The sequence below is a fragment of the Streptomyces coeruleofuscus genome (genome assembly GCF_039532725.1).
Taxonomy (GTDB): Bacteria; Actinomycetota; Actinomycetes; order Streptomycetales; family Streptomycetaceae; genus Streptomyces; species Streptomyces coeruleofuscus.
This window is the reverse complement of record NZ_BAAASE010000001.1, coordinates 616,122-635,214: the sequence shown is the minus strand read 5'-3', so window position 1 is coordinate 635,214 and position 19,093 is coordinate 616,122. Positions and strand designations below refer to the sequence as shown.

Sequence of the window (19,093 nt, the reverse complement as noted above, 5' to 3'; positions counted from 1 at the left end):
GACCTCACTGTGCCGTCAGCTTCTGGAGGTCCCCCTGGAGGTCCTTCAGCGCCTGTGCGCTGCTCTTCTTGCCGGTGAGCGCGGCGTAGACCTCGTTCTGGATCGCGGCGGTCACGTCGCCGTACTGCACGACGCGCGGGCGCGGCACGGCCTTGGTGATCGACTGCTTGAGGTCGGGCAGGTACGGATACTGCTTGTCCAGGGCCGCGTTGTCGTAGAGGTCGGCGTAGGGCGGGGCGAGGGAGGCGTTCTTGAGGAAGTAGGTCGCGCTCTCCTCGCTGGTGAAGAACTTCATGAAGTCCAGTGCCGTGGCCTTGTTCCTGGCGAAGGACGACAGGGCCAGGTTGGAGCCGCCGAGGCTGGAGGCGCCGGGGCCGTTCAGGCCGGGCAGGGGTGCGACGGCGAACTTGCCCTTGATGGAGCTCTTCTGGGCGAGGGAGTACACGTAGGGCCAGTTGTTCAGGAAGATCAGCTTGCCTGCCTGGAACGCCTGGCGGCCGTCCTCCTCCTGGTAGGTGATGGCCTCCTTGGGGATCGTCTTGTCCTTGAAGGAGTCGACGAGGAAGTCCAGGCCCTTCTTGGCCTGCGGGGTGTCGACGTCGGGCTTGCCGTTGGCGTCGACGATCTGGCCGCCGGCGGAGTTGACGGCCTCGGCGAAGTTCACCGTGAGGCCCTCGTACTTCTGGAACTGCCCCGCGTAGCAGGACATGTCCTTGGCTTCGGGCAGCTTCCTCACCTTGGCGCAGGCTGCGGTCATCTGGGCCCAGGTGGTGGGGGGCCGGGTGACGCCGGCCTTCTTCAGCAGGTCGGTGCGGTAGAACAGCAGGCCGCCGTTGGAGCTGCCGGGGACGGCGTAGAGCTTGCCGCGGTACTTGGCCGTCTCCACCACCGGCTGGAGCATCTTGCCGAGCGGGAACTTGTTCGCGGGCAGCGGCTCGATCCACTGGTGGGCGGCGAACTCCGACGTCCACACGACGTCGGTGGCGAGCACCGTGTAGGCGTCGGACTTCGTCTCCGCGTTCTGGATCATCTGCTGGCGCTGCGAGTCGGCGTCCGTCGGCAACTGGATGAAGGTGACCTTCTCCTCGGGGTGCGCCTTGTTCCAGCGATCGATGATCGTCTGGACGGTACCGGTGGTGTCCTTGCCGGCGACGTACGTGATGGGGCCGCGGCCCTTGAACGACGCCGCCGCGGCCGGCTCGGACTGTCCGGATCCGCTGCCGCCGGACGAGCCGCAGGCGGTGAGGAGGAGTCCGGCGGCGGTGAGCGCTGCGGAACACTGAATCGCTCTGGCGGTGCTGGTCTTCACTGTCTCTCCTGGTCGTGACGTACCGACGTGTCTGTTCCCCCGGAAGGGCTTTGGTCATGAGATTGCGTTGCCACGGCATTCTGCTGATAAAAACCGCAGTTCACAGCAGGCATGAGGCGTCCCTCCGGGGCGACTTCGAACCTGACGAGACAACGTTTGCACGCTAGGAGTGCTCTGCCGGGAAGTCAATGCGTTACGCCGTGGTAAGAAGGCAAGAAGTTGGTGAGACAGCGCTGTCACAAGCTGCCGGTCACGGGAGTGTTCCTGTTAGCGTCCGGCGCATGTCACCAGGTCAGCGGCACCCCACGATGGCTGACGTCGCCGAACGGGCCGGGGTCTCCACCTCCACGGTGTCGCGCACCCTGCGCGGCCTGTCCACGGTCTCGCCCGAGGTCCGCGCCCGCGTCGAACGGGCCGCCCGGGAGCTGAACTTCGCGGTCTCGCGCCACGCCGCCAGCCTCGTGACGGGCAGGACGTGCAGCGTCGCGGTGCTCGTGCCCACGCTCAGTTCGTGGTTCGTGGGCGCGGCCCTGTCGGGCCTCGCGCTCGTCCTGCGGGCGGCCGGCATGGAACTGACGGTCTATGTGATCCCCGGCATGGCCGAGCGCACGGCGTTCTTCGAGCATCTCCCCGCGCGGCGCAACGCGGACGCGCTGCTGGTGTTCTCCTTCGACCTCACCGAGGAGGAGACCGCCCGGCTGGACAGCCTCGGCATGCCGGTCGTGTACGTCAGCCAGCACGTCGAGGGACGCCCGAGCGTCTACGTCGACGACGTGGCCGGCGCCCTGCGCGGCACCCGGCACCTGCTCAACCTCGGCCACCGCCGGATCGCCTACGTGCGGACGGTGGGCACCGGTGGCTTCTCCTTCAGCTCGCAGGAGCGGCTGGTCGGTTACCGGCAGGCGCTGACCGAGGCGGGCCTGCCCCTGGACGACGAGCTGGTGGTCGCCACCCCGGCGGGCGACAAGCGCGGGGCCGCCGAGGCGGTCGGCAGGCTGCTGGGGCTGCGGGAGCCGCCCACGGCGGTCTTCGCCGAGCAGGACGAGGTGGCCGTCGCCGTCATCTGGACGCTGCGCGCGACGCGCGTCGAGGTGCCCGGGCAGGTGTCCGTCGCCGGCTTCGACGACCAGCCGGTGGCCCAGTGGTTCGATCTGACCACCGTGGCCCAGTCGCCCTCGGCCATCGGCCGGGAGGCCGGCGCACTCGCGCTGGCGCTCGTCAACGACCCCGGCGGGGACCGCCGACGGCACGTCGTGCTGCCCACCCATGTGATCCCCCGGACCACCACCGCCCCGCCTCCGGCCCCACGGAACGCGCCCGAGAAGTCGGCCCAACTGCCGTATCCCTGACGGGAATCGCCGTGCCCGCCGGGCGCCCCGAACCTAGACTCGGCCGGAACAGCGAGGGGGCGGTTGCGCATGACCACCGGAGAGAACACCGTCGGGGACGTCTTCAGCGCGGGAGCGGAGGAGTTCCACAGCTGGTCCCGGGTGCTGTGGGACCCGGTCGGCGAGGCGACGGCGGACGTGGCCGCCCCGGCCGGCGGGGAGTCGGTGCTGGACGCCTGCTGCGGGGCCGGGGCGTCGGCGCTGCCGGCCGCGCGGGCCGTGGGGGCGGCGGGCCGGGTGGACGCCGTGGATCTCGCGGACGGGCTGCTGGCGATCGGGGAACGCCGGGCGCGCGAGGAGGGCCTGGCGAACATCCGCTTCCACCGCCACGAGGTCACCTCGTGGCCCGTGCCCGACCCCGGCTACGACGTCGTGCAGTGCGGACTCGGGGTGTTCTTCTTCCCGGACATGGACCGGGACTCGGCCGCGCTGACGCGGATGCTGCGTCCCGGGGGCCGGTTCGTCGTGACGGTCTGGGAGAAGGGCGCGCTCGGCGGCTGGCAGTCGGCGCTCCGGGGCGCGGTCCTGACCGAGCGCGATCTGCCCCGCCCGCCGCAGATGGAGCAGCTGGCCCGGATCGACACGGCCGGCACCCTCGCGGCGTGGCTGACGGACCTGGGCGGGAGCGAACCCCGGGTCGTCCAGCGGCACTTCGAGGCCCCGCTGTCCCCGGAGACGGGCTGGGAGCTCGCCACCGGCAGCGGGGCGCGCCGGATGCTGGGCGGGCTGTCACCGGCCGCCGTCGAGCGGGTGCGCGCCCAGTTCACCGCCCGGCTCACCGCGGACTCGGTCACCGACCTCGACGCACGCGTCCTGACGGGCACGGCCCTCATCCCCGGCTGACCGGCCGCCCGGGCGGGGCGGCGGACAGGAGGCCGCGGTCGGCCCGCGCCCGCAGGGGCCGCACACGGCCGCTCGATTCACGGCGGTCCGACTCCCCCTGCCCCCCGCGCACGGGCTCGGAGCTCGCCACCGGCAGCAGGGCGCGCCGGATGCCGGACGGGCTGTCACCCGCCGCCGTCGAGAGGGTGCGCGCCCAGTTCACCGCCCGGCTCACCGCGGACTCGGTCACCGACCTCGACGCACGCGTCCTGACGGGCACGGCCCTCATCCCCGGCCGACCGGCCGCCCGGGCGGGGCGGCGGACAGGAGGCCGCGGTCGGCCCGCGCCCGCAGGGACCGCAGACTCCGCTCAGTTCGAGGGTGTGCTCCAGTTCCGTGAAACCCGTGGTCTCGGCGAGCCGGGCGGCCCACTCCTCGACGGCCTCCGCGTCCACGGGCCGACTGCGGCCGCAGCGGCGGCAGATGAGGTAGTGGCGGTGCTCGCCGGCCGGGCGCCCCAGGTAGAGCCGCTCGCCGCCCTCGTCGCGCACGACGTCGACCAACCCGGCGCGGTCCAGCTCGCGCAGGGTGCGGTAGACGGTGGTGAGCCCGACGGTGCTGCCGGAGCCGGTCAGCAGGGCGTGCAGTTCCTGCGCGGAGACGAACTCGCGGCAGCGGCCCAGTGTGCCGAGCACCGCCCGGCGCTGCCACGTACTGCGCAGGCCCGGGGTGTGGATGCGCTCCACGGCCGGGCTCTCCTCCGCTTCGCCCACCACTGGACTCCTTGCTCGACCGGCGCGTTCGTCGACCCCCCATGCTAGATGAACATGGTTTTCATGGCGATGACCGACTCGGGCCGCCCCGTGTCACGCCTGCGCAAACCGTTGACGGAGTTAAGAGCCCCACTTATCTTCTGATCGAATTCACGAACCGCGTTCGAAATCACGGACGCAGACTCGGACAGAGGCGGCGGCGACGCTGCACTCCCCCCTGATCCGGAGAACTCCCTTGAGACGTAAGAGACGCACTGCGCCACGGCTGCTCCTGGCCGTCCTCGTCGCCCTCGCCGCCTGCCTCGTGGGGACCGGCGCGCCCGCGCAGGCCGCCGTGCCCGACTCCCCCGGTGTCACGTACACCAACCCGATCGCCGAGAAGCGGGCCGACCCGCACATCTTCAAGCACACCGACGGCTACTACTACTTCACCGCGACCGTGCCCGAGTACGACCGCATCGTGCTGCGCCGGGCGACCACCGTCCAGGGGCTCAAGTCGGCCCCCGAGACGACCATCTGGACCAAGCACGCCAGTGGCGTGATGGGGGCCCACATCTGGGCGCCCGAGATCCACTTCATCGACGGCAAGTGGTACGTGTACTTCGCGGCGGGGGCCACGAACGACATCTGGGCGATCCGCATGTACGTCCTGGAGGGCACGGGCGCCAACCCGCTCACCGCCGCCTGGACCGAGAAGGGCCAGATCAGGACCCAGTGGGAGAGCTTCTCCCTGGACGCCACCACCTTCGTCGTGAACGGCGTGCGCTACCTGGCCTGGGCACAGCGCGACCCGTCCGTGAACAACAACACCGACATCTACCTCGCGAGAATGGCCAACCCCTGGACGATCACCGGCACTCCGGTGATGCTGTCGCGGCCCACCTACTCCTGGGAGACCGTCGGGTACAAGGTCAACGAGGGCCCGGCCGTGATCCAGCGCGGCGGCAAGGTGTTCATGACGTACTCCGCCAGCGCCACCGACAGCAACTACTGCCTGGGCATGCTCACCGCCTCCGCGGGCGCGAACCTGCTCAGCCAGGCGTCCTGGAGCAAGAGCCCCACGCCGGTGTTCGCCAGCAACGCGGCGACCAGCCAGTACGGCCCGGGCCACAACTCCTTCACCGTGTCCGAGGACGGAAAGAGCGACATCCTCGTCTACCACGACCGCAGCTACAAGGACATCAGCGGCGACCCGCTGAACGACTCCAACCGCCGCACCCGCGTGCAGAAGGTCTACTGGAACGCCGACGGCACCCCGAACTTCGGCATCCCCGTGGCCGACGGCGTCACCCCGCAGCGCTTCTCCTCGTACAACTTCCCGGACCGGTTCGTACGCCACTACGACTACCGGGCCCGGATCGAGGCGAACGTCACCAAGCTCGCCGACTCGCAGTTCCGGGTCGTGCCCGGACTGGCCGGCAGCGGAACCGTCTCGCTGGAGTCGGCGAACTTCCCCGGTCACTACCTGCGGCACAGGAACTTCGAGGTGTGGCTGGAGAAGAACGACGGCAGCGCGCAGTTCGCGTCCGACGCCACCTTCCACCGGCGCGCCGGGCTGGCCGACTCGGCGGGCGTCTCCTACGAGTCGTACAACTACCCGGGGCGATACGTCCGCCACTGGGAGTACCTGCTGAACGTGCAGGCGCCGAGCACGGCGACCGACCGGGCGGACGCCACCTTCTACGCCGAGTGACCATGGTGCGGTCGCCCGTAATGCCCTGATTGTCTTCCCGGTGGGCGGGCACTCAGGGCGTGTGCACACACTAGACGGCATGCGACCGCGCAAAGTTCTGCTGACCGGGTGGTTCAGCTTCCGGGACGGGGAGGCGACCGCCGGGGACGTGCTGGCCCTGCGCCGGGTCGAGGACGTACTGCTGGGCACGGGCATCCCCTACGACGTCGCCTGGAGTCCCGGCTTCCGTCCGGAGGCACTGCATCTGGACCGACTGTGGCCGGAGGACTACTCCCACCTGGTGTTCGTGTGCGGCCCGCTGCACGGGCCGCAGATCGAGGAGCTGCACCGGCGGTTCGCGCACTGTGTGCGAATCGCCGTCGGCACGTCGGTGATCGATCCCGCCAGCCGGGCCGTGACCGGCTTCCACCGGGTGCTGCCCCGGGACGCGCCCGACAGCGAGCCGGTGGAGGACCTCGCGGCCCGCGCCCCGGAGGCGCCGGCCCGGCCGGTCGTCGGGGTGATCCTCACGCACGGGCAGCACGAGTACGGAGACCTGCGGCGGCACGGGCAGGTCGCCGAGGAGGTGACGCGCTGGCTGGCCGGGAAGGACTGCGGCCGGCTGGAGCTGGAGACGCGGCTCGACACGCACGACTGGCATCTCAGTGCCACCCCCGCGCAGCTCCAGTCCGTGCTGGCCCGGCTGGACCTCGTCGTCACCGACCGGCTGCACGGGCTGGTCATCGCGCTGCGGGTCGGCACCCCGGTGCTGGCGGTCGACCCGGTCGAAGGCGGCGCGAAGATGACCGCGCAGGCCCGGGCCTGCGGCTGGCCCGCGCTGGTGCCCGCCGAGCGGCTGGACGTGCGGCAGCTGGACCGCTGGTGGGACTGGTGTCTGACCGGCGGCCGGGTGACGGCACGGCAGATCCGGGACGGGTTCCGCGAGGGCACCGTGCCGGACAGCGCGGACCGGCTCGTCGAGGCGCTGGCGCGGCCGGTCCCCGGTTAGCTCCGGGACCTCACGGGGCACCCGCTTGTACATCCCCGCTGTACGTCCTCCGCCGCACGTCCCCCTCGGGGCGCAAGACGGTCCGGCCGCCCGGAAGGAGAAAGCGCGTGTCCATCGGCCGACTTCCCGATAACGAGCAGCGCATCCTCGACGAGATGGAACGCGCGCTGCGCCGCGACCGCCGCCTCGACCGCCGACTGCGCACCCTGCGCCTGAGCCGCCGTCCCGACCCCGCCCGGCTGCTGGCCCGCCTCGGCTCCTACCGCCCCCGTGTCTGGACCGTGGCGGTCCTGCTCGCGGTGTCGGTCGGGCTGATGGTGGCCGGAATGGTCACCTCCGAGCCTGGGGTCATCTGGGCGTTCGCCGTCATCTGGCCGCCGACGCTGTTCGCCGTGTTCCGGCTGATGTGCCGGTGGTGCGGAGGCTGAGCGGTTTGCCCTCCCGGGGCGCCGGGGACCCGGTCGGCAGGAGGTGAAGCGTCGTGCCAGAACCCGGAAGCAAGAAGTACGACACCCGGCGGGCCCGGCTCCGCAAGGACGCCGAGCAGTCCGGGATCTCCGATCAGGACGCCAACGCGGTCGCCAACGAGGAGTTGCAGGAAGGCGAGGCGTGGCGCAGCAGCGGCCCGCGCACCGAGCGTGGCCGGGGCCCCAAGGGCGAACGCCCGGAGGGTTCCGGCTGAGAGCCGCGATCCCGGGCCGGTTCCGCCAGGCCCACTGAGCAGGGCCCCGTACGCCGGACACGTACGGGGCCTTTTCACGTGCCGGATGACGTGCCGGCCCGTTCGCCCCCTGTTCTCCCCCGTGATCAGCCCGTGTAGCGGCGGGCCTTGGAAGCGCGCTGGGCCGGTTCCAGCAGGCGCAGGCGGGACTCGACCTCGTGCGGCAGGACGCGGCGTTCGCGCAGGACCCAGGGCAGGGCGGCGGCGGCCTCGGCGAAGGCGCGCAGGGAGGCGGTGTCGCGCGGCACCGTACGGGCCAGGTCCACGGTCCTGCGCAGGGCGGGGCCGGCCGGGCGGCGCAGCCAGGTGAACCACAGGGTGTTGCGGATGCCGTGGGAACGGCGCAGGGTGGCGTCCCGGGCCACGGACGGGTGGTGGTGCACGACCAGGTCGTCGGCGTACGTCAGCCACCATCCGTCGGCTGCCAGGTCCGCGGCGAGCAGTTCCTCCTCGCCGCCCAGCCACAGCCGCGGATGGAAACCGCCCGCCGCCCGGAAGGCGTCGGTGCGCAGCACGGTCGCGGCGGCCAGGAACGAGCCGAGGGCCGGTCCGGGCAGCCAATCGGGCCCGGGGACGGGCGAGTCGCGCAGTTCCTCGACGATCGGGTCGTCCGTGCCGTCCGGTTCGACGACGATCCGGGCCGTGACCGAGCCGAGCGCCGGATACCGGTCGAGCAGGTCGGCGGCCCCCGTCAGCGATCCCGGCGCCCACCAGGAGTCGTCGTCGCAGAAGGCGACGTAGGGCGTGCCGACCTGCCGGATCGCCAGGTTGCGGCCGACTGCGCCGAGGTTGTGGCCGGGCCGCAGCAGCCGCACCCACGGGTGATGGCGGGCGACGGCGTCGGCGGTGCCGTCCGTGGAGCCGTTGTCGGTGACGATCACCGGCGGGTTCTCCGGCAGTTCGGCGAGATGGTCGAGCGTGCGCAGCAGCTCCCGGCGCCGGTTGTGGGTGATGACGACGACGGTCGTACGGCTGTCGGTCATGCGGCGGCTCCCTCCAGCAGGCGCGCGGCCCGCTCCACGTGCGGCGGCAGGGGTTTGCGGGCGCGCAGGGCGGCGGGCAGCCGGGCGAGCGTCCCGCGCAGGGCCTGCCGGGCGTGGTCGTCGTGCCGGGCCTCGGCGGCGAGGGCGCCGGTGCGGGCGAGTGCGTAGGGCACGGGGCGGCGCAGCCAGGCGGTGAGGAGTTCGTTGCGGCGCTGGACGACCGGGCGGCCGTTGCGGGCCGAGGGCGCGGGGTGGTGGTGGGCGACGACGTCCGGGCAGTGGGTGACGCCCCAGCCGCGGGCGGCCATGTCGTAGGCGAGGAGGGTCTCCTCACCGCCGAAGAACAGCAGCCGGTGGAAGCCGCCCGCGTCGAGATAGGCGCTGCGCCGGACGACGGAAGCGCAGGCGAGGAAGCCCAGGACCTGGGTGCCGGGCAGGTCGGCGGCCCTCCCGAGGGGCGAGGCCGCGAGCACCTCGTTGAGCGGGTCGGGATCCGCGGTGGGGCCGACGAAGGTGCGCGCGGCGATGAGGCCGAGCCGCGGATGCTCCTCGAACAGGCGGGCCGCCCTGGTCAGGGCGCCGGGCGCCCACCAGGAGTCGTCGTCGCTGAACGCCACGTAGGGGGTGTCCAGGGCACGGGCACCGTGGTTGCGCGCCAGGGCACCGTGGTTGAACGGCAGCGCCAGGACCTGGACCTGCGGGAAGTCGCGGGCGAGCATGACGCGTGTGTCGTCCGTCGAGGCGTTGTCCGCGACGAGGATCCGGGGTCGTTCGGGGAGCGCGACGAGGTGGCTCAGGGCCTCGGCGAGGGTGGCGCAGCGGTTGCGCGTGGCGATGACGATGCCGACGGGCGTGGCGTCCGGGTACGGGATGGTCATCGTGCGGTGCCCCTCACGGGTGTCGGGTGCCGGGAAGTTCGTCGACGGCGCGCAGGACGTCGTCCGGGGTGATGCGCAGGAGCGCGGGGTCGGGACGGCGACCGTGCGGGTCGCCCTCCGGGCCGTACCACAGCGCGCGGTGGCGGGGGCCGGCCGGCGGGCCCCAGCGGCTCGGCGCGACGGGGCCGAAGAGGGTGACGGAGCGTGTGGCGTGGGCGACCGCGAGGTGGGCGATGCCGGTGTCGCCACTGATCACGGCGTGCGCGTCGGCGACGAGGGCGGACAGCCGGCCGAACGGGAGGCCTCCGCCGAACACGTCGGTGTCGGGCAGGCCGGCCTGCTTGGCGAGCCGGGCGACGAGGTCGCCCTCGTCGGCGCCGCCGGTCACGACGACCCGCAGCCCCCGGGCGCGCAGCGCGTCCGCGACGGCCGCGTACCGCTCGACGGGCCAGCAGCGGGCGGGTGACCCGGCGCCGGGGTGCAGCACGACCGCGCCGGGTGCCGGGGAGGCGGTGCGCGGGCGGGGCAGGTGCAGGTCGCCCGGGTCGGCGTCGATGCCGTACGCCTGGAGCAGCCGGCACCAGCGGTCGCGTTCGTGTTCCTCCGCGTACCAGGGCGGGCCGTCGATCTCGGGCGTGTCCGGGTGGGCGAAGGCGAGCAGCTTCAGCGGGCGCAGCTCCATGAGCAGCCGGTGGCTGGGCGGCCCGTTGCCGTGCAGGTCGACGGCGACGTCCGGCGGCGGACCGCTCCAGTCGAGCGAGCGCGGCACGCCCCGCCCCGGCGCGGAGGCGGGCAGCAGCCGGTCCACGGCCCCCGTCGCCTCGGCGACCGGCTCCAGCTCGGCCGGGGCGGCCAGCACGAGCTCGTGGTCCGGGTGGGCCCGCCGAAGCGCGCGCAGCGCGGGGACCCCGGCGAGGAGGTCGCCGAGGCCCAGGGCCCGCAGGACCAGGAGGCGGGGTGTCGTCGGCTCGGGCGCCGTGTCCGGTGTCATGCCAGCAGACTGCCTCGTGCCCTCCGCGTCCGCCCCCGCGGTCCCGCTCATCGGGTGCGTCATCGTGCTCCTTCCGCCGCCCGTTCCATGAGGGCCGTCGAGGAGCGGCCGTCGAGGTAGGGCAGGAGGACCGCCTGGCCGCCCCACTCCTGGAGGAGGGCGGCTTCCGGCAGGTCGGCGGCCGCGTAGTCGCCGCCCTTGACCCAGACGTCGGGGCGCAGGTCGGCCAGGAGCCGCTCGGGGGTGTCCTCGTCGAAGACGGCCACCGCGTCGACGCAGGCCAGGGCGCGCAGGACCCGGACCCGGTCGGCGAGCGGGTTGACCGGGCGGCCACCGCCCTTGCGGCGCCGTACCGACTCGTCCGAGTTGACGCACACCACGAGGCAGTCGCCGAGCCGCCGGGCGGCCTGGAGCAGACCGACGTGTCCGGCGTGCAGCAGGTCGAAGCAGCCGCCGGCGGCGACGACCGTGCCGTGTGCGGCGCGGATCCGGGCGGCCAGCGCGTGCGGGTCGTCATCGCCGGGCGGCGGTGCCGGTTCGGCGTCCGCGCTCGGTACGGCGGCCGCGCCGCCTTGTGCGACGAATCCGCTCGCCGCGGCGACGGCGCCCTCGACGGCCTCGGCGACCAGGAAACCGTCGGCGAGCAGCCCCGCGGCCGTCGCGGCGAACCGGTCGCCGGCCCCGCAGCTGTCGCCGGGGTGTACGGCGGGCGCGGGGACGAGCAGCGGGTGCTCACCGTAGGAGAGCAGGGCGCCGCGGGCGCCGAGGGTGACCGCGACGGCGGCGGCCCGCCAGTGCCGTACGAGGGCGGCGGCGCTGTGGGCGGCGGCGTGCAGGTCACGGCGCGCGGTGCCGTCCTGCGGGGCGAGGCCGTGGGCCTCCTTCTCGGCCGGTGTCACCAGCCGGGTGCCGGGCACGGGCGGACCGCCGCGCGGGTGCGGGTCCCAGACCAGCGGCGGGCGGGCGGCGAGGACGTCGCGGAGGGCGTCGGCGGTGCCGCGGCCGTAGTCGGAGACCAGGACGGCGGGCGCGGAGCGGACGGCTTCGCGGGCGGCGTCGGTGGCCTCGCGGGTGCGGCCCGCGCCGCGGTCCAGACGGACCACCGGGCGGTCCTGCGCGAGGACGCGGGTCTTCTCGGACAGCGGGCCGGTCAGGGGCAGCGGGACGAGGGTGAGCCAGGGTTCCAGGAGGCGGCGCAGTGCGTGGCTGGCCGGGTCGTCGCCCACTCCCGCCACCAGCGTGACGTCGCGGCCGTCGCGGGCCGCGAGGTAGGCGGCGAGTGCCGCGCCGCCGGGCCGGGTCCGCTCCCCGCAGTCGTCGACGACCGGCACGGGCGCGTCGGGCGCGAGCCGTTCGGCGCGGCCGGTCACGTCCCGGTCCAGCAGCGCGTCACCGACGACGACGAGCGGTGCCTTGCCGTTCATGTCACCTCCTGCCGTCGCCGTCGCGCCGTGTCCCGCGTTCCACCGCCGCGTCGAACGCCGCGCACACCATGTGCACCGCCACGAGGTGCAGTTCCTGCACGGTGGCCCCGGTCGGTGCCTCGACGCACAGGGACTCGTCGCTGCCCGCCATCAGCGGGTTGGGCGCGGGGCCGGTGAGGGCCCACACCCGCACCCCGGCCGCGCGAGCGGCGTCCGCGGCGGACAGCAGGTTGGCGCTGGCGCCGGACGTGGACAGCAGCATCAGGACGTCGCCGGGACGGCCGTGGGCGCGCACCTGACGGGCGAACACCTCGTCCACGCCGTAGTCGTTGGCGATGGCGGTGGTGCTGGAGGTGTCGGCGTGCAGGGCGATCGCGGAGAAGGCGGGCCGGTCGTCGCGGTAGCGGCCGACGAGTTCGGCGGTCAGGTGCTGGGCCTGGGCCGCGCTGCCGCCGTTGCCCGCGGCCAGCAGCCGGCCGCCGCCGGTGAGGACGGCCGCCAGGTGCTCGCCCCACCGCTCGGTGATGTGGGCCGAGGCGCGGAACGCGGTCAGGGCGTCCTGGAGTTCGTCGCAGTGCCCGGTGACGGGCGGGTGCACGGTCATCACGCCACCTCCTTCTGCTGTGCGTGTCCGGCGAGGACCTGGCGGTGGACCTGCTCGACGCCGTCGGCGACGCGCCGCCAGGTGTAGTGGGCGAGGACGCGTTCGCGGCCGGCACCGCCGTAGCGGCGGCGCAGCGCGTCGTCGGTGAGGAGTTCGCGTACGGCGGCCGCGACCGACTCGGAGTCCTGCGGAGGGACGAGCCGGCCCGTGGTGCCCTCGGCGACGCTGTCGCGGTGGCCGCCGACGTCGGTGGCGACGACGGGCACGCCGCAGGCCATCGCCTCCAGCGGCACGATGCCGAACGGCTCGTAGACCGGGGTGCACAGCACCAGGTCGGCGCTGCCGATCAGGGCGGGCATGGCGGCCGGGTCGACCGCCCCGAGCAGCCGGACCCGGTCGGCCACGCCGGTGCTGCGCGCGAGCCGCCGCAGCCGCCGCGCCTCCGGGTCGTCGGCGAGCCGGTCGGCGGCCGGTCCGCCCGCGATGAGGAGTTCGGCGTCCGGGATCCTGGCGAGGGCCCGTACGGCCTGGTCGTAGCCCTTGCGCGGGACGAGGCGGCCGCAGGCGAGCAGCCGGTGCCGCTCGCGGCGTGCCGGGACGCCCTCGGGCGGTACCCCGGGCCGGAAGTGCTCGGCGTCCACACCGCAGGGCACCACGGACACCTGCCGGCGTGGCACGCCCAGCTCGGCCAGTTCGTGCACCTCGTCGGTGCAGGTGGCCAGGACGCGGGCGCAGCCGCGGCCGATCTGCCGCTCGATGCCGACCCGTTCGGGCGGGCTGGTGTCGAGCCGGCCCTGGTGACGGCGCTTGACGGTGCCCAGGGCGTGGAAGGTCTGCACGACGGGCACGCCGTGCGGGTGGGCGCCGATCCGCGCGGCCATGCCGGACATCCAGAAGTGGGCGTGCACCACGTCCGGCGGCTCGTCGGCCCAGGCGCGCGCCAGCCAGGCGCCGAAGCCGGGCATGTACGGGAACAGTTCGTCCTTGGGGACGGCCTCGGCCGGTCCGGCGGGCACGTGCTCGACGACGGCGCCGCCGGGCAGCGGCACCCGGTCGGGCAGGTCGGGCGCGTCGCGGCGGGTGTAGACCGTCACGTCGTGGCCGCGCCGGGCCAGTTCCTCGCTCAGGCGGGCCACGTACACGTTCTGGCCGCCTGCGTCGACGCCGCCGAGCGCGGCCAGGGGGCTCGCGTGCTCGGACACCATGGCGATCCTCATCGGGCCACCTCCTTCAGCAGCCGCTCCCAGTCGTCCAGGAAGCGGGACAGCCCGTAGCGGGCGAGCGCAGCCGCCCGTGCTCCCTCGCCGACCATGCGCGCGTGCAGCGGGTCGGCGACGAAGTCCCGTACAGCGCGGGTCAGTTCGTCGATCCGGTTGGAGACCACTCCGGCGCCGTCCGGTACGGCCTCGGTGACCTCGGTGGTGGCGAGCGCGACCACGGGCATGCCCAGGTGCATCGCCTCCAGCAGGGACAGGCCGAGGGAGGTCCAGCGGACGGGGTGGACGTAGACGCGTCGCCGCGCCATGGCCGAGTGGAGTTCGGCCTGGGTGAGTTCGTGGGAGCGGCAGCGCTCGGCGGGGATGCCGAGGTGGCCGGCGAGGCCCTCGGTGCCCATGCCGAAGACGTCCAGCGGGGCCGCTTCGGCGAAGTGCGGCAGCAGGTCGGTGCCGGTGGTACGGCCGCGCCGCAGCGGCTCGTTGACGGCGACGGCGGCGCGTTCGAGCTCCCCGGTCCACAGCGGCCCGGGGTCGACGATGCCGTGCTCGATGACGGTGCTCGGCGTCGGACCCGCGTCCCACATCAGGCGGTTGAAGTGCGTGACGTGGACGAGGGTGACGCCGGGGATGTCCGCGGCCGGGTGGCGGGTGTCGGGCACGTCACCGTGCGGGGCGTTGTGCTCCAGGTACACCAGCGGCGGGCGGCGGCCCAGCCACCGGTCGACCAGGTCGAGTTCGTGCGGGCGTTGCAGCACGACGACGTCGATCTCCTCGTCCCGCAGCCGCTCGGGCGGCACTTCGACGACCGAGTCGGGCCAGTCCCAGGTGCGGGCGCGGCCGAGTCCGTCGGGGCCCCGGTCGGGGGTGACGGGGAGGATGTAGGTGTGCGGGCCCTGCACGAAGGCGGTGGTCCACGACCCGTGTACGTGCCAGAGCAGGATCCTCATGCCGTCTCCCCCATCAGCTTCTCGACGGCGTTCACCACGTCGTGCGCGGTGACGGTGTCCAGGCAGGGATGGCCCGGTACGGGGCATTCCCGTGCCCTGCTGCCGGCGCACGGGGCGTCCTGGTCGCCGAGCAGCACGTACGGGACGCCGTAGGGCCGCCAGCGCTCGGCGGGGACGACCGGGGCGAACAGGGACACGACCGGGGTGCCGACGGCGGCGGCCAGATGGGCGGGGCCGGTGTTGCCGGTGACGACGGCGTCGGCGCCCGCGAGGACGCCGGCCAGTTCCGCGGCCCCGGTGCGGCCGCCGAGGTCGAGGGCGTGCGAGCCGGCGACGTGCGCGGTCAGGTCCCTCTCCCCCGCACCGCCGGTGACCACCACGCGGTGCCCGGCGGCGGCCAGGTCGTGCGCCGCCTCGGCGCAGCGCTCAGGGCTCCAGGCGCGGGCGGGGACGCTGGCGCCGGGGTGCAGGACGACGTACGGCTCCGGGCCGGTGAGCCCGGCGGTGTCGGGCGGCGGGAGCACCCGGGGCCGGCCGTCGTCGGCCGGCGGGAACCCGGCGGCCTCGGCGAGGTCGAGCGCGGCTTCGACCTCGTGGGCGTGCGGGGCGCGGTGGTGGCGTACGTCGAGGAGGGAGCCGGGGTAGTCCTCGCTGTCGGCGGCGATGAAGTCCACGCCGGCCAGGCGCAGCAGCAGGGCCGTCGGCAGGGGCGACTGGTGGAAGGAGGTGAGGACGAGTGCGGTGTCCGCGTCGATGGTGTCGATGAGCAGCTCGACCTCGCCGCGGCCGACGGGCGGGGGTGTGAGGCCCACCCAGGGCGCGTCCCAGACGAGGATGTCGTCGACACCCGGCAGCAGCCGGGCGGCGGGCGCGCCGCGCGGTCCGCACAGCAGGGTGACGGTGTCGGCGCGGGCGGCGACCGCGCGGATCGCGGGTCCGGCGAGCAGGACGTCGCCGAAGCTGTCGAGTCGGGTGACGAGTGCCTTCACGCGTCCCTCCCCTGTCCGGGGCCGGCCGTGTAGGCCTCCTGGATCGGGCGTTCGTCGGCGAGGACGCGGCCCTTGGGCGGCCCGTCCAGGACGGCGCGGACGGCGGTCAGCAGGTCCGGGGCCACGTGGTCCGCGGCCGCGGTCTCCTCGGGGCGGGTCTGGACGTTGGGGACGAGGATGCCGTGGGCGCCGGCGCGGCGGGCGGCCTCCACGTCGGCGCCGATGTCGCCGATGACGACGAGGTCGGCGGGCTTGGTGCAGATCCGTCCGGCCGCCCACAGCACCATGCCGGGCTGGGGTTTGCGGCAGTGGCAGCCGTCGTCGGGGCCGTGCGGGCAGACGGCGAACACCTCGAAGGGGCCGAGGAGTTCGTCGACGCGGTGGTTGACACTGCGGACGTCGGCCTCGGTGAGCAGCCCGCGCGCGACGCCGGACTGGTTGGTGACGACGCCGGTGCGGATGCCGCGTGCGCGCAGCAGGGCGAGCGCCTCGCGGGCGCCCTCGACGGGGCGTACGAGGTCGGGGTCGGCGTTGTAGGGGACGTCGTGGACGAGGGTGCCGTCGCGGTCGAACAGCACGGCCTTGACCGGGCTCATCGTGCCACCTCCTGCCAGGAGGGGGCGTGGCGGTGGCGCAGGGCGCCGGTCAGCCGGTGCCAGGTCGCGGCGGGCGGGATGAGCACGCTGGTCGCCAGCATGGTCGTCACCTCGTGGCGGGTGCGCGGGCCGGGGGCGATGCGGGCCCGGGCGAACTCCGCCGTGCCGGCGGCCCAGCCGAGCGCGCCGGCCGCGGCGGCCCGGCCGTGTCCGGTGGCGGCGAGGGCGCACGCGGCGACGCCCGCGGTGGTGATCGCCGCGTGCTTGCGGATCCGGCCGCGCGGCGCGACGGCCTTGTCCCACCAGTCGGGTCCGTGCAGCTGCCGCATGAGGGCGTCGTCGGCGTTGCCGCGCTGCTGGCGCACGGACACCCAGCGGTCGGCGGGGCGCACGGGGTGGCGGGTGGTGCGGCGGCCCTGCCGGATGCGCCAGCCCGCGTCGAGGAGGCGCAGCGCGAGGTCGGCGTCCTCGCGGAAGGCGCGCCGGAAGCGTTCGTCGAAGCCGCCGGCCTGCTTGAGCGCGTCGGTGCGGTAGGCCATGTCGGCGGTGATCCAGTGGGCGCGGGCGAGTCCGGCGGTGCCGCGTTCCCAGTCGGTGGGGCGGCGTTCGCCGGGCAGGGGGACGGTGATGTCGCCCTGGACGCCGGCGATGTCGGGCGTCGCATCGGCGAGGTCCTCGGCCAGTTGGTCGCCCCAGTGCGGTCCGACCTGGACGTCGTCGTCGAGGAACACGGTCCACGGCGCGGTCACGGCCCGCAGTCCGGTGTTGCGGGCGGCGGCGGGCCCGCGTCCGCCGCCGGTGAGTACGGTGGTGCGCTCCCGCAGGTCGCCGAGGACGCTCAACGGGTGGTCCAGGATTCCGGGTTCGGGCTCGGGCCGGTCGTCGACGAGGACGATCTGCTCGGGGCGCGGCCCGGTCGCGGCGGCGAGCGCGGCGAGACAGTCGGCGAGGGTGTCCCGTACGAGGGTGGGGATGACGACGGCGTACGAGGTCATTCCGCTGCCCTCCCCGCGTCGAACATCCGTCCCCGGCGGACCGCGTACGGGCCGATGGCCAGCAGGTCGACGGGCGCGGAGCCGAAGCACTCCAGGGCGTCGCGCGGGTCGTCGACCATGGGCCGCCCGGCGGTGTTGAGGCTGGTGTTGACGACGACGGGCAGTCCGGTGCGCTGCTCGAAGGCCCGCAGCATCCGCGCCACCAGTGGTTCCCGCCGTTCCTCGACGGTCTGGATGCGGGCGGTGCCGTCGACGTGCACGACGGCGGGGATGCGGTCCCGCCACTCCTGGGCGACGTCGTGCACGAACAGCATGTACGGGCTGGGCAGCGGGCCGCCGGAGAACAGGTCGGCGGCGCGGTCGGCGAGCACCATCGGGGCGACGGGCCGGAACTCCTCGCGGCCCTTGACGTGGTTGAGGCGTTCCAGGTTCTCGGCGCGGCCGGGGTGGGCGAGCAGGGAGCGGTGCCCGAGGGCGCGCGGCCCGTACTCGCTGCGGCCCTGGAACCAGGCGACGACACCGTCGCGGGCCAGTTCCTCGGCGACGGTCTCGGCGATGTCGTCGGGCTTCTCGTAGGGGATCGCCGCCGTGTCGAGCCAGGCGCGCAGTTCGTCGTCGCTCCAGCCGCGGCCGAGGCCGGCGCCGGGCATCGGGTCGGCCTGTCCGGTCTCCGTCGCAGCGAGGTGCAGGGCTCCGCCGAGCGCGGTCCCGGCGTCCCCGGCGGCGGGCTGCACCCACACGTCCCGGTACGGGCCCTTGGCCGCGATCTTCGAGTTGGCGACGCAGTTGAGGGCGACGCCCCCGGCCATCGTGAGTGCCTCGCCCCCGGCCTCGCGGTGCAGCCAGTGCACGAGCTCCAGCAGGACCTCTTCGAGGACGGCCTGGGTGCTCGCGGCGAGGTCGGCGTGGTCCTGGTTCCAGGGCTCGCCCTTGGCGCGGGGCGGGGCGAAGGACGCCCAGTCGACGCCGTGGGCGCGGAAGCCGCCCTGGCCGGTGGGGTGGACGTACTGCCGCAGCTGCGGCAGGAAGCGCGGCGTGCCGTAGGAGGCGAGGGCCATCACCTTGTACTCGTCGCTGCTGCGCAGGAAGCCGAGGTGTTCGGTGAGGTCCTCGTAGACCAGGCCGAGGGAGTCGGGCAGCGCCTGCGAGGCGAGGGTGTCGAGCTTGCCGTCGCGGTAGCGGCCGGCCAGGTGGGAGGCGGCCTCGCCGCGGCCGTCCAGGACGAGGACGGCGCTGTCGGGGTGCGGGGAGGCGGGCCCGGCGGAGGCGGCGTGCGCGACGTGGTGGGGGACGAAGACGACCCGCTCGGGGTCGAGGCCGGGCAGGGCCTCGGCGAGGAACTCGGGGGCGCGGCGCGCGTACTCCAGGCGCAGCGGGTCCCACGGGTCGTTCAGGCCCATGTCGCGGGCGGGCCGGGCGAGCTTCGGGTCGAAGGAGTAGGTGACGGCGTCCAGGTCGCCGGGGCGCAGGCCCGCCTGCTCCAGGCACCAGCGGGCGGACAGCTCGGGCAGTTCCCACGCGGAGAACGGCAGCGGGCGCTTGCCGTGCTTGCGCCGGCTGAAGCGCTCCTCCTCGGCGGCCGCCACCGTCCTGCCGTCGACGAGGAGGGCGGCGGCGGGGTCGTGGAACAGGGCGTTGATACCGAGGATGCGCATGGGCTCCATCCCGAGCTGTGTGGCGTGGTCCGGCGTCTCGGCGAGTGCCGCACTGCGGTTGTCTCAAACACTTGGAGACAACTCACCGCTCAGTGGGCTGATTTTTCACCGTATGAAGCG

General features: G+C 74.1%; 19 protein-coding genes. 6 read left to right on the top strand and 13 right to left on the bottom strand.

Translation table 11 applies throughout. The features are described from left to right. Nucleotides 1-4: 4 nt before the first annotated feature. Nucleotides 5-1,309: an ABC transporter substrate-binding protein gene (locus ABFX81_RS02725; protein ID WP_346137573.1), complete on the bottom strand. Its 1,305-nt coding sequence runs from the start codon at nt 1,307-1,309 to the stop codon at nt 5-7. A gap of 308 nt (nt 1,310-1,617) precedes the next feature. Here ABFX81_RS02725 and ABFX81_RS02720 point away from each other — a divergent pair, with 308 nt between their 5' ends. Together ABFX81_RS02720 and ABFX81_RS02715 are read left to right on the top strand one after the other, a co-directional pair. Then, a complete protein-coding gene (locus tag ABFX81_RS02720) occupies nt 1,618-2,658 on the top strand; it encodes a LacI family DNA-binding transcriptional regulator (RefSeq protein ID WP_346137763.1) in 1,041 nt (346 codons plus the stop codon). 69 nt (nt 2,659-2,727) lie between these two features. After that, nucleotides 2,728-3,540: a class I SAM-dependent methyltransferase gene (locus ABFX81_RS02715; RefSeq protein ID WP_346137572.1), complete on the top strand. Its 813-nt coding sequence runs from the start codon at nt 2,728-2,730 to the stop codon at nt 3,538-3,540. A gap of 164 nt (nt 3,541-3,704) precedes the next feature. On the opposite strand, the gene ABFX81_RS02710 is transcribed toward ABFX81_RS02715, so the two are convergent. Continuing rightward, a complete protein-coding gene (locus tag ABFX81_RS02710; protein ID WP_086854494.1) occupies nt 3,705-4,292 on the bottom strand; it encodes a transcriptional repressor in 588 nt (195 codons plus the stop codon). A 271-nt stretch (nt 4,293-4,563) separates the two neighbouring features. Here ABFX81_RS02710 and ABFX81_RS02705 point away from each other — a divergent pair, with 271 nt between their 5' ends. From ABFX81_RS02705 to ABFX81_RS02690, 4 genes are all read left to right on the top strand, one after another. After that, entirely contained in the window at nt 4,564-5,985 is a 1,422-nt protein-coding gene (locus ABFX81_RS02705) for a family 43 glycosylhydrolase (protein WP_086854497.1), read from the top strand. A 79-nt stretch (nt 5,986-6,064) separates the two neighbouring features. Beyond that, nucleotides 6,065-6,973, top strand: a complete 909-nt coding sequence (locus ABFX81_RS02700) for a polysaccharide pyruvyl transferase family protein (RefSeq protein ID WP_086854493.1) — start codon at nt 6,065-6,067, stop codon at nt 6,971-6,973. 107 nt (nt 6,974-7,080) lie between these two features. Then, the gene (locus ABFX81_RS02695) at nt 7,081-7,401 is read left to right on the top strand and encodes a DUF3040 domain-containing protein (protein ID WP_086854492.1); all 321 of its coding nucleotides are present in this window, start codon (nt 7,081-7,083) and stop codon (nt 7,399-7,401) included. Between the two features lie 53 nt (nt 7,402-7,454). After that, nucleotides 7,455-7,655, top strand: a complete 201-nt coding sequence (locus ABFX81_RS02690; protein WP_086854491.1) for a hypothetical protein — start codon at nt 7,455-7,457, stop codon at nt 7,653-7,655. Between the two features lie 125 nt (nt 7,656-7,780). Here ABFX81_RS02690 and ABFX81_RS02685 read toward each other — a convergent pair whose 3' ends face one another. Genes ABFX81_RS02685 through ABFX81_RS02635 form a run of 11 tightly spaced genes read right to left on the bottom strand, consistent with a single transcriptional unit; the run spans nt 7,781 to nt 18,973 of the window. Continuing rightward, the gene (locus ABFX81_RS02685; RefSeq protein ID WP_086854490.1) at nt 7,781-8,677 is read right to left on the bottom strand and encodes a glycosyltransferase; all 897 of its coding nucleotides are present in this window, start codon (nt 8,675-8,677) and stop codon (nt 7,781-7,783) included. Further along, nucleotides 8,674-9,555, bottom strand: coding sequence for a glycosyltransferase (locus ABFX81_RS02680; RefSeq protein ID WP_086854489.1), 882 nt, complete (start codon nt 9,553-9,555; stop codon nt 8,674-8,676). Before ABFX81_RS02680 ends, ABFX81_RS02685 begins: the two co-directional genes overlap by 4 nt. Before the next feature lie 13 nt (nt 9,556-9,568). Continuing rightward, complete coding sequence (locus ABFX81_RS02675; RefSeq protein WP_346137571.1) at nt 9,569-10,546, bottom strand: glycosyltransferase family 9 protein; 978 nt, start codon at nt 10,544-10,546, stop codon at nt 9,569-9,571. Nucleotides 10,547-10,605: 59 nt separating this feature from the next. Next, nucleotides 10,606-11,970 (bottom strand): D-glycero-beta-D-manno-heptose 1-phosphate adenylyltransferase, encoded by a 1,365-nt coding sequence (gene rfaE2, locus ABFX81_RS02670; RefSeq protein WP_086852558.1) that lies wholly within the window; start codon nt 11,968-11,970, stop codon nt 10,606-10,608. A gap of 1 nt (nt 11,971) precedes the next feature. Then, on the bottom strand, nt 11,972-12,574 hold the full coding sequence (locus ABFX81_RS02665) for an SIS domain-containing protein (protein ID WP_086852556.1): 603 nt from the start codon (nt 12,572-12,574) through the stop codon (nt 11,972-11,974). Then, nucleotides 12,574-13,791: a glycosyltransferase gene (locus ABFX81_RS02660; protein WP_086852554.1), complete on the bottom strand. Its 1,218-nt coding sequence runs from the start codon at nt 13,789-13,791 to the stop codon at nt 12,574-12,576. Before ABFX81_RS02660 ends, ABFX81_RS02665 begins: the two co-directional genes overlap by 1 nt. Then, the gene (locus ABFX81_RS02655) at nt 13,788-14,738 is read right to left on the bottom strand and encodes a glycosyltransferase (RefSeq protein ID WP_086852552.1); all 951 of its coding nucleotides are present in this window, start codon (nt 14,736-14,738) and stop codon (nt 13,788-13,790) included. Before ABFX81_RS02655 ends, ABFX81_RS02660 begins: the two co-directional genes overlap by 4 nt. Continuing rightward, nucleotides 14,735-15,727, bottom strand: coding sequence for a glycosyltransferase family 9 protein (locus tag ABFX81_RS02650; protein WP_086852550.1), 993 nt, complete (start codon nt 15,725-15,727; stop codon nt 14,735-14,737). Before ABFX81_RS02650 ends, ABFX81_RS02655 begins: the two co-directional genes overlap by 4 nt. Next, the gene (locus tag ABFX81_RS02645) at nt 15,724-16,323 is read right to left on the bottom strand and encodes an HAD-IIIA family hydrolase (protein ID WP_086852549.1); all 600 of its coding nucleotides are present in this window, start codon (nt 16,321-16,323) and stop codon (nt 15,724-15,726) included. The genes ABFX81_RS02650 and ABFX81_RS02645 overlap by 4 nt, the downstream gene beginning before the upstream one ends. After that, nucleotides 16,320-17,318, bottom strand: coding sequence for a glycosyltransferase family 2 protein (locus ABFX81_RS02640; RefSeq protein WP_346137570.1), 999 nt, complete (start codon nt 17,316-17,318; stop codon nt 16,320-16,322). The genes ABFX81_RS02645 and ABFX81_RS02640 overlap by 4 nt, the downstream gene beginning before the upstream one ends. Next, entirely contained in the window at nt 17,315-18,973 is a 1,659-nt protein-coding gene (locus ABFX81_RS02635) for a carbamoyltransferase C-terminal domain-containing protein (protein WP_086852545.1), read from the bottom strand. The genes ABFX81_RS02640 and ABFX81_RS02635 overlap by 4 nt, the downstream gene beginning before the upstream one ends. Nucleotides 18,974-19,093 lie beyond the last annotated feature (120 nt).

Bases quoted from the DNA above. Each gene is read 5' to 3' on its own strand.
- ABFX81_RS02720 (WP_346137763.1), top strand. From the start codon at position 1,618: ATGGCTGACGTCGCCGAACGGGCCGGGGTCTCCACCTCCACGGTGTCG.
- ABFX81_RS02715 (WP_346137572.1), top strand. From the start codon at position 2,728: ATGACCACCGGAGAGAACACCGTCGGGGACGTCTTCAGCGCGGGAGCG.
- ABFX81_RS02700 (WP_086854493.1), top strand. From the start codon at position 6,065: ATGCGACCGCGCAAAGTTCTGCTGACCGGGTGGTTCAGCTTCCGGGAC.
- ABFX81_RS02685 (WP_086854490.1), bottom strand. From the start codon at position 8,677: ATGACCGACAGCCGTACGACCGTCGTCGTCATCACCCACAACCGGCGC.
- ABFX81_RS02680 (WP_086854489.1), bottom strand. From the start codon at position 9,555: ATGACCATCCCGTACCCGGACGCCACGCCCGTCGGCATCGTCATCGCC.
- ABFX81_RS02675 (WP_346137571.1), bottom strand. From the start codon at position 10,546: ATGACACCGGACACGGCGCCCGAGCCGACGACACCCCGCCTCCTGGTC.
- rfaE2 (WP_086852558.1), bottom strand. From the start codon at position 11,970: ATGAACGGCAAGGCACCGCTCGTCGTCGTCGGTGACGCGCTGCTGGAC.
- ABFX81_RS02665 (WP_086852556.1), bottom strand. From the start codon at position 12,574: ATGACCGTGCACCCGCCCGTCACCGGGCACTGCGACGAACTCCAGGAC.
- ABFX81_RS02660 (WP_086852554.1), bottom strand. From the start codon at position 13,791: ATGAGGATCGCCATGGTGTCCGAGCACGCGAGCCCCCTGGCCGCGCTC.
- ABFX81_RS02655 (WP_086852552.1), bottom strand. From the start codon at position 14,738: ATGAGGATCCTGCTCTGGCACGTACACGGGTCGTGGACCACCGCCTTC.
- ABFX81_RS02645 (WP_086852549.1), bottom strand. From the start codon at position 16,323: ATGAGCCCGGTCAAGGCCGTGCTGTTCGACCGCGACGGCACCCTCGTC.
- ABFX81_RS02640 (WP_346137570.1), bottom strand. From the start codon at position 17,318: ATGACCTCGTACGCCGTCGTCATCCCCACCCTCGTACGGGACACCCTC.
- ABFX81_RS02635 (WP_086852545.1), bottom strand. From the start codon at position 18,973: ATGCGCATCCTCGGTATCAACGCCCTGTTCCACGACCCCGCCGCCGCC.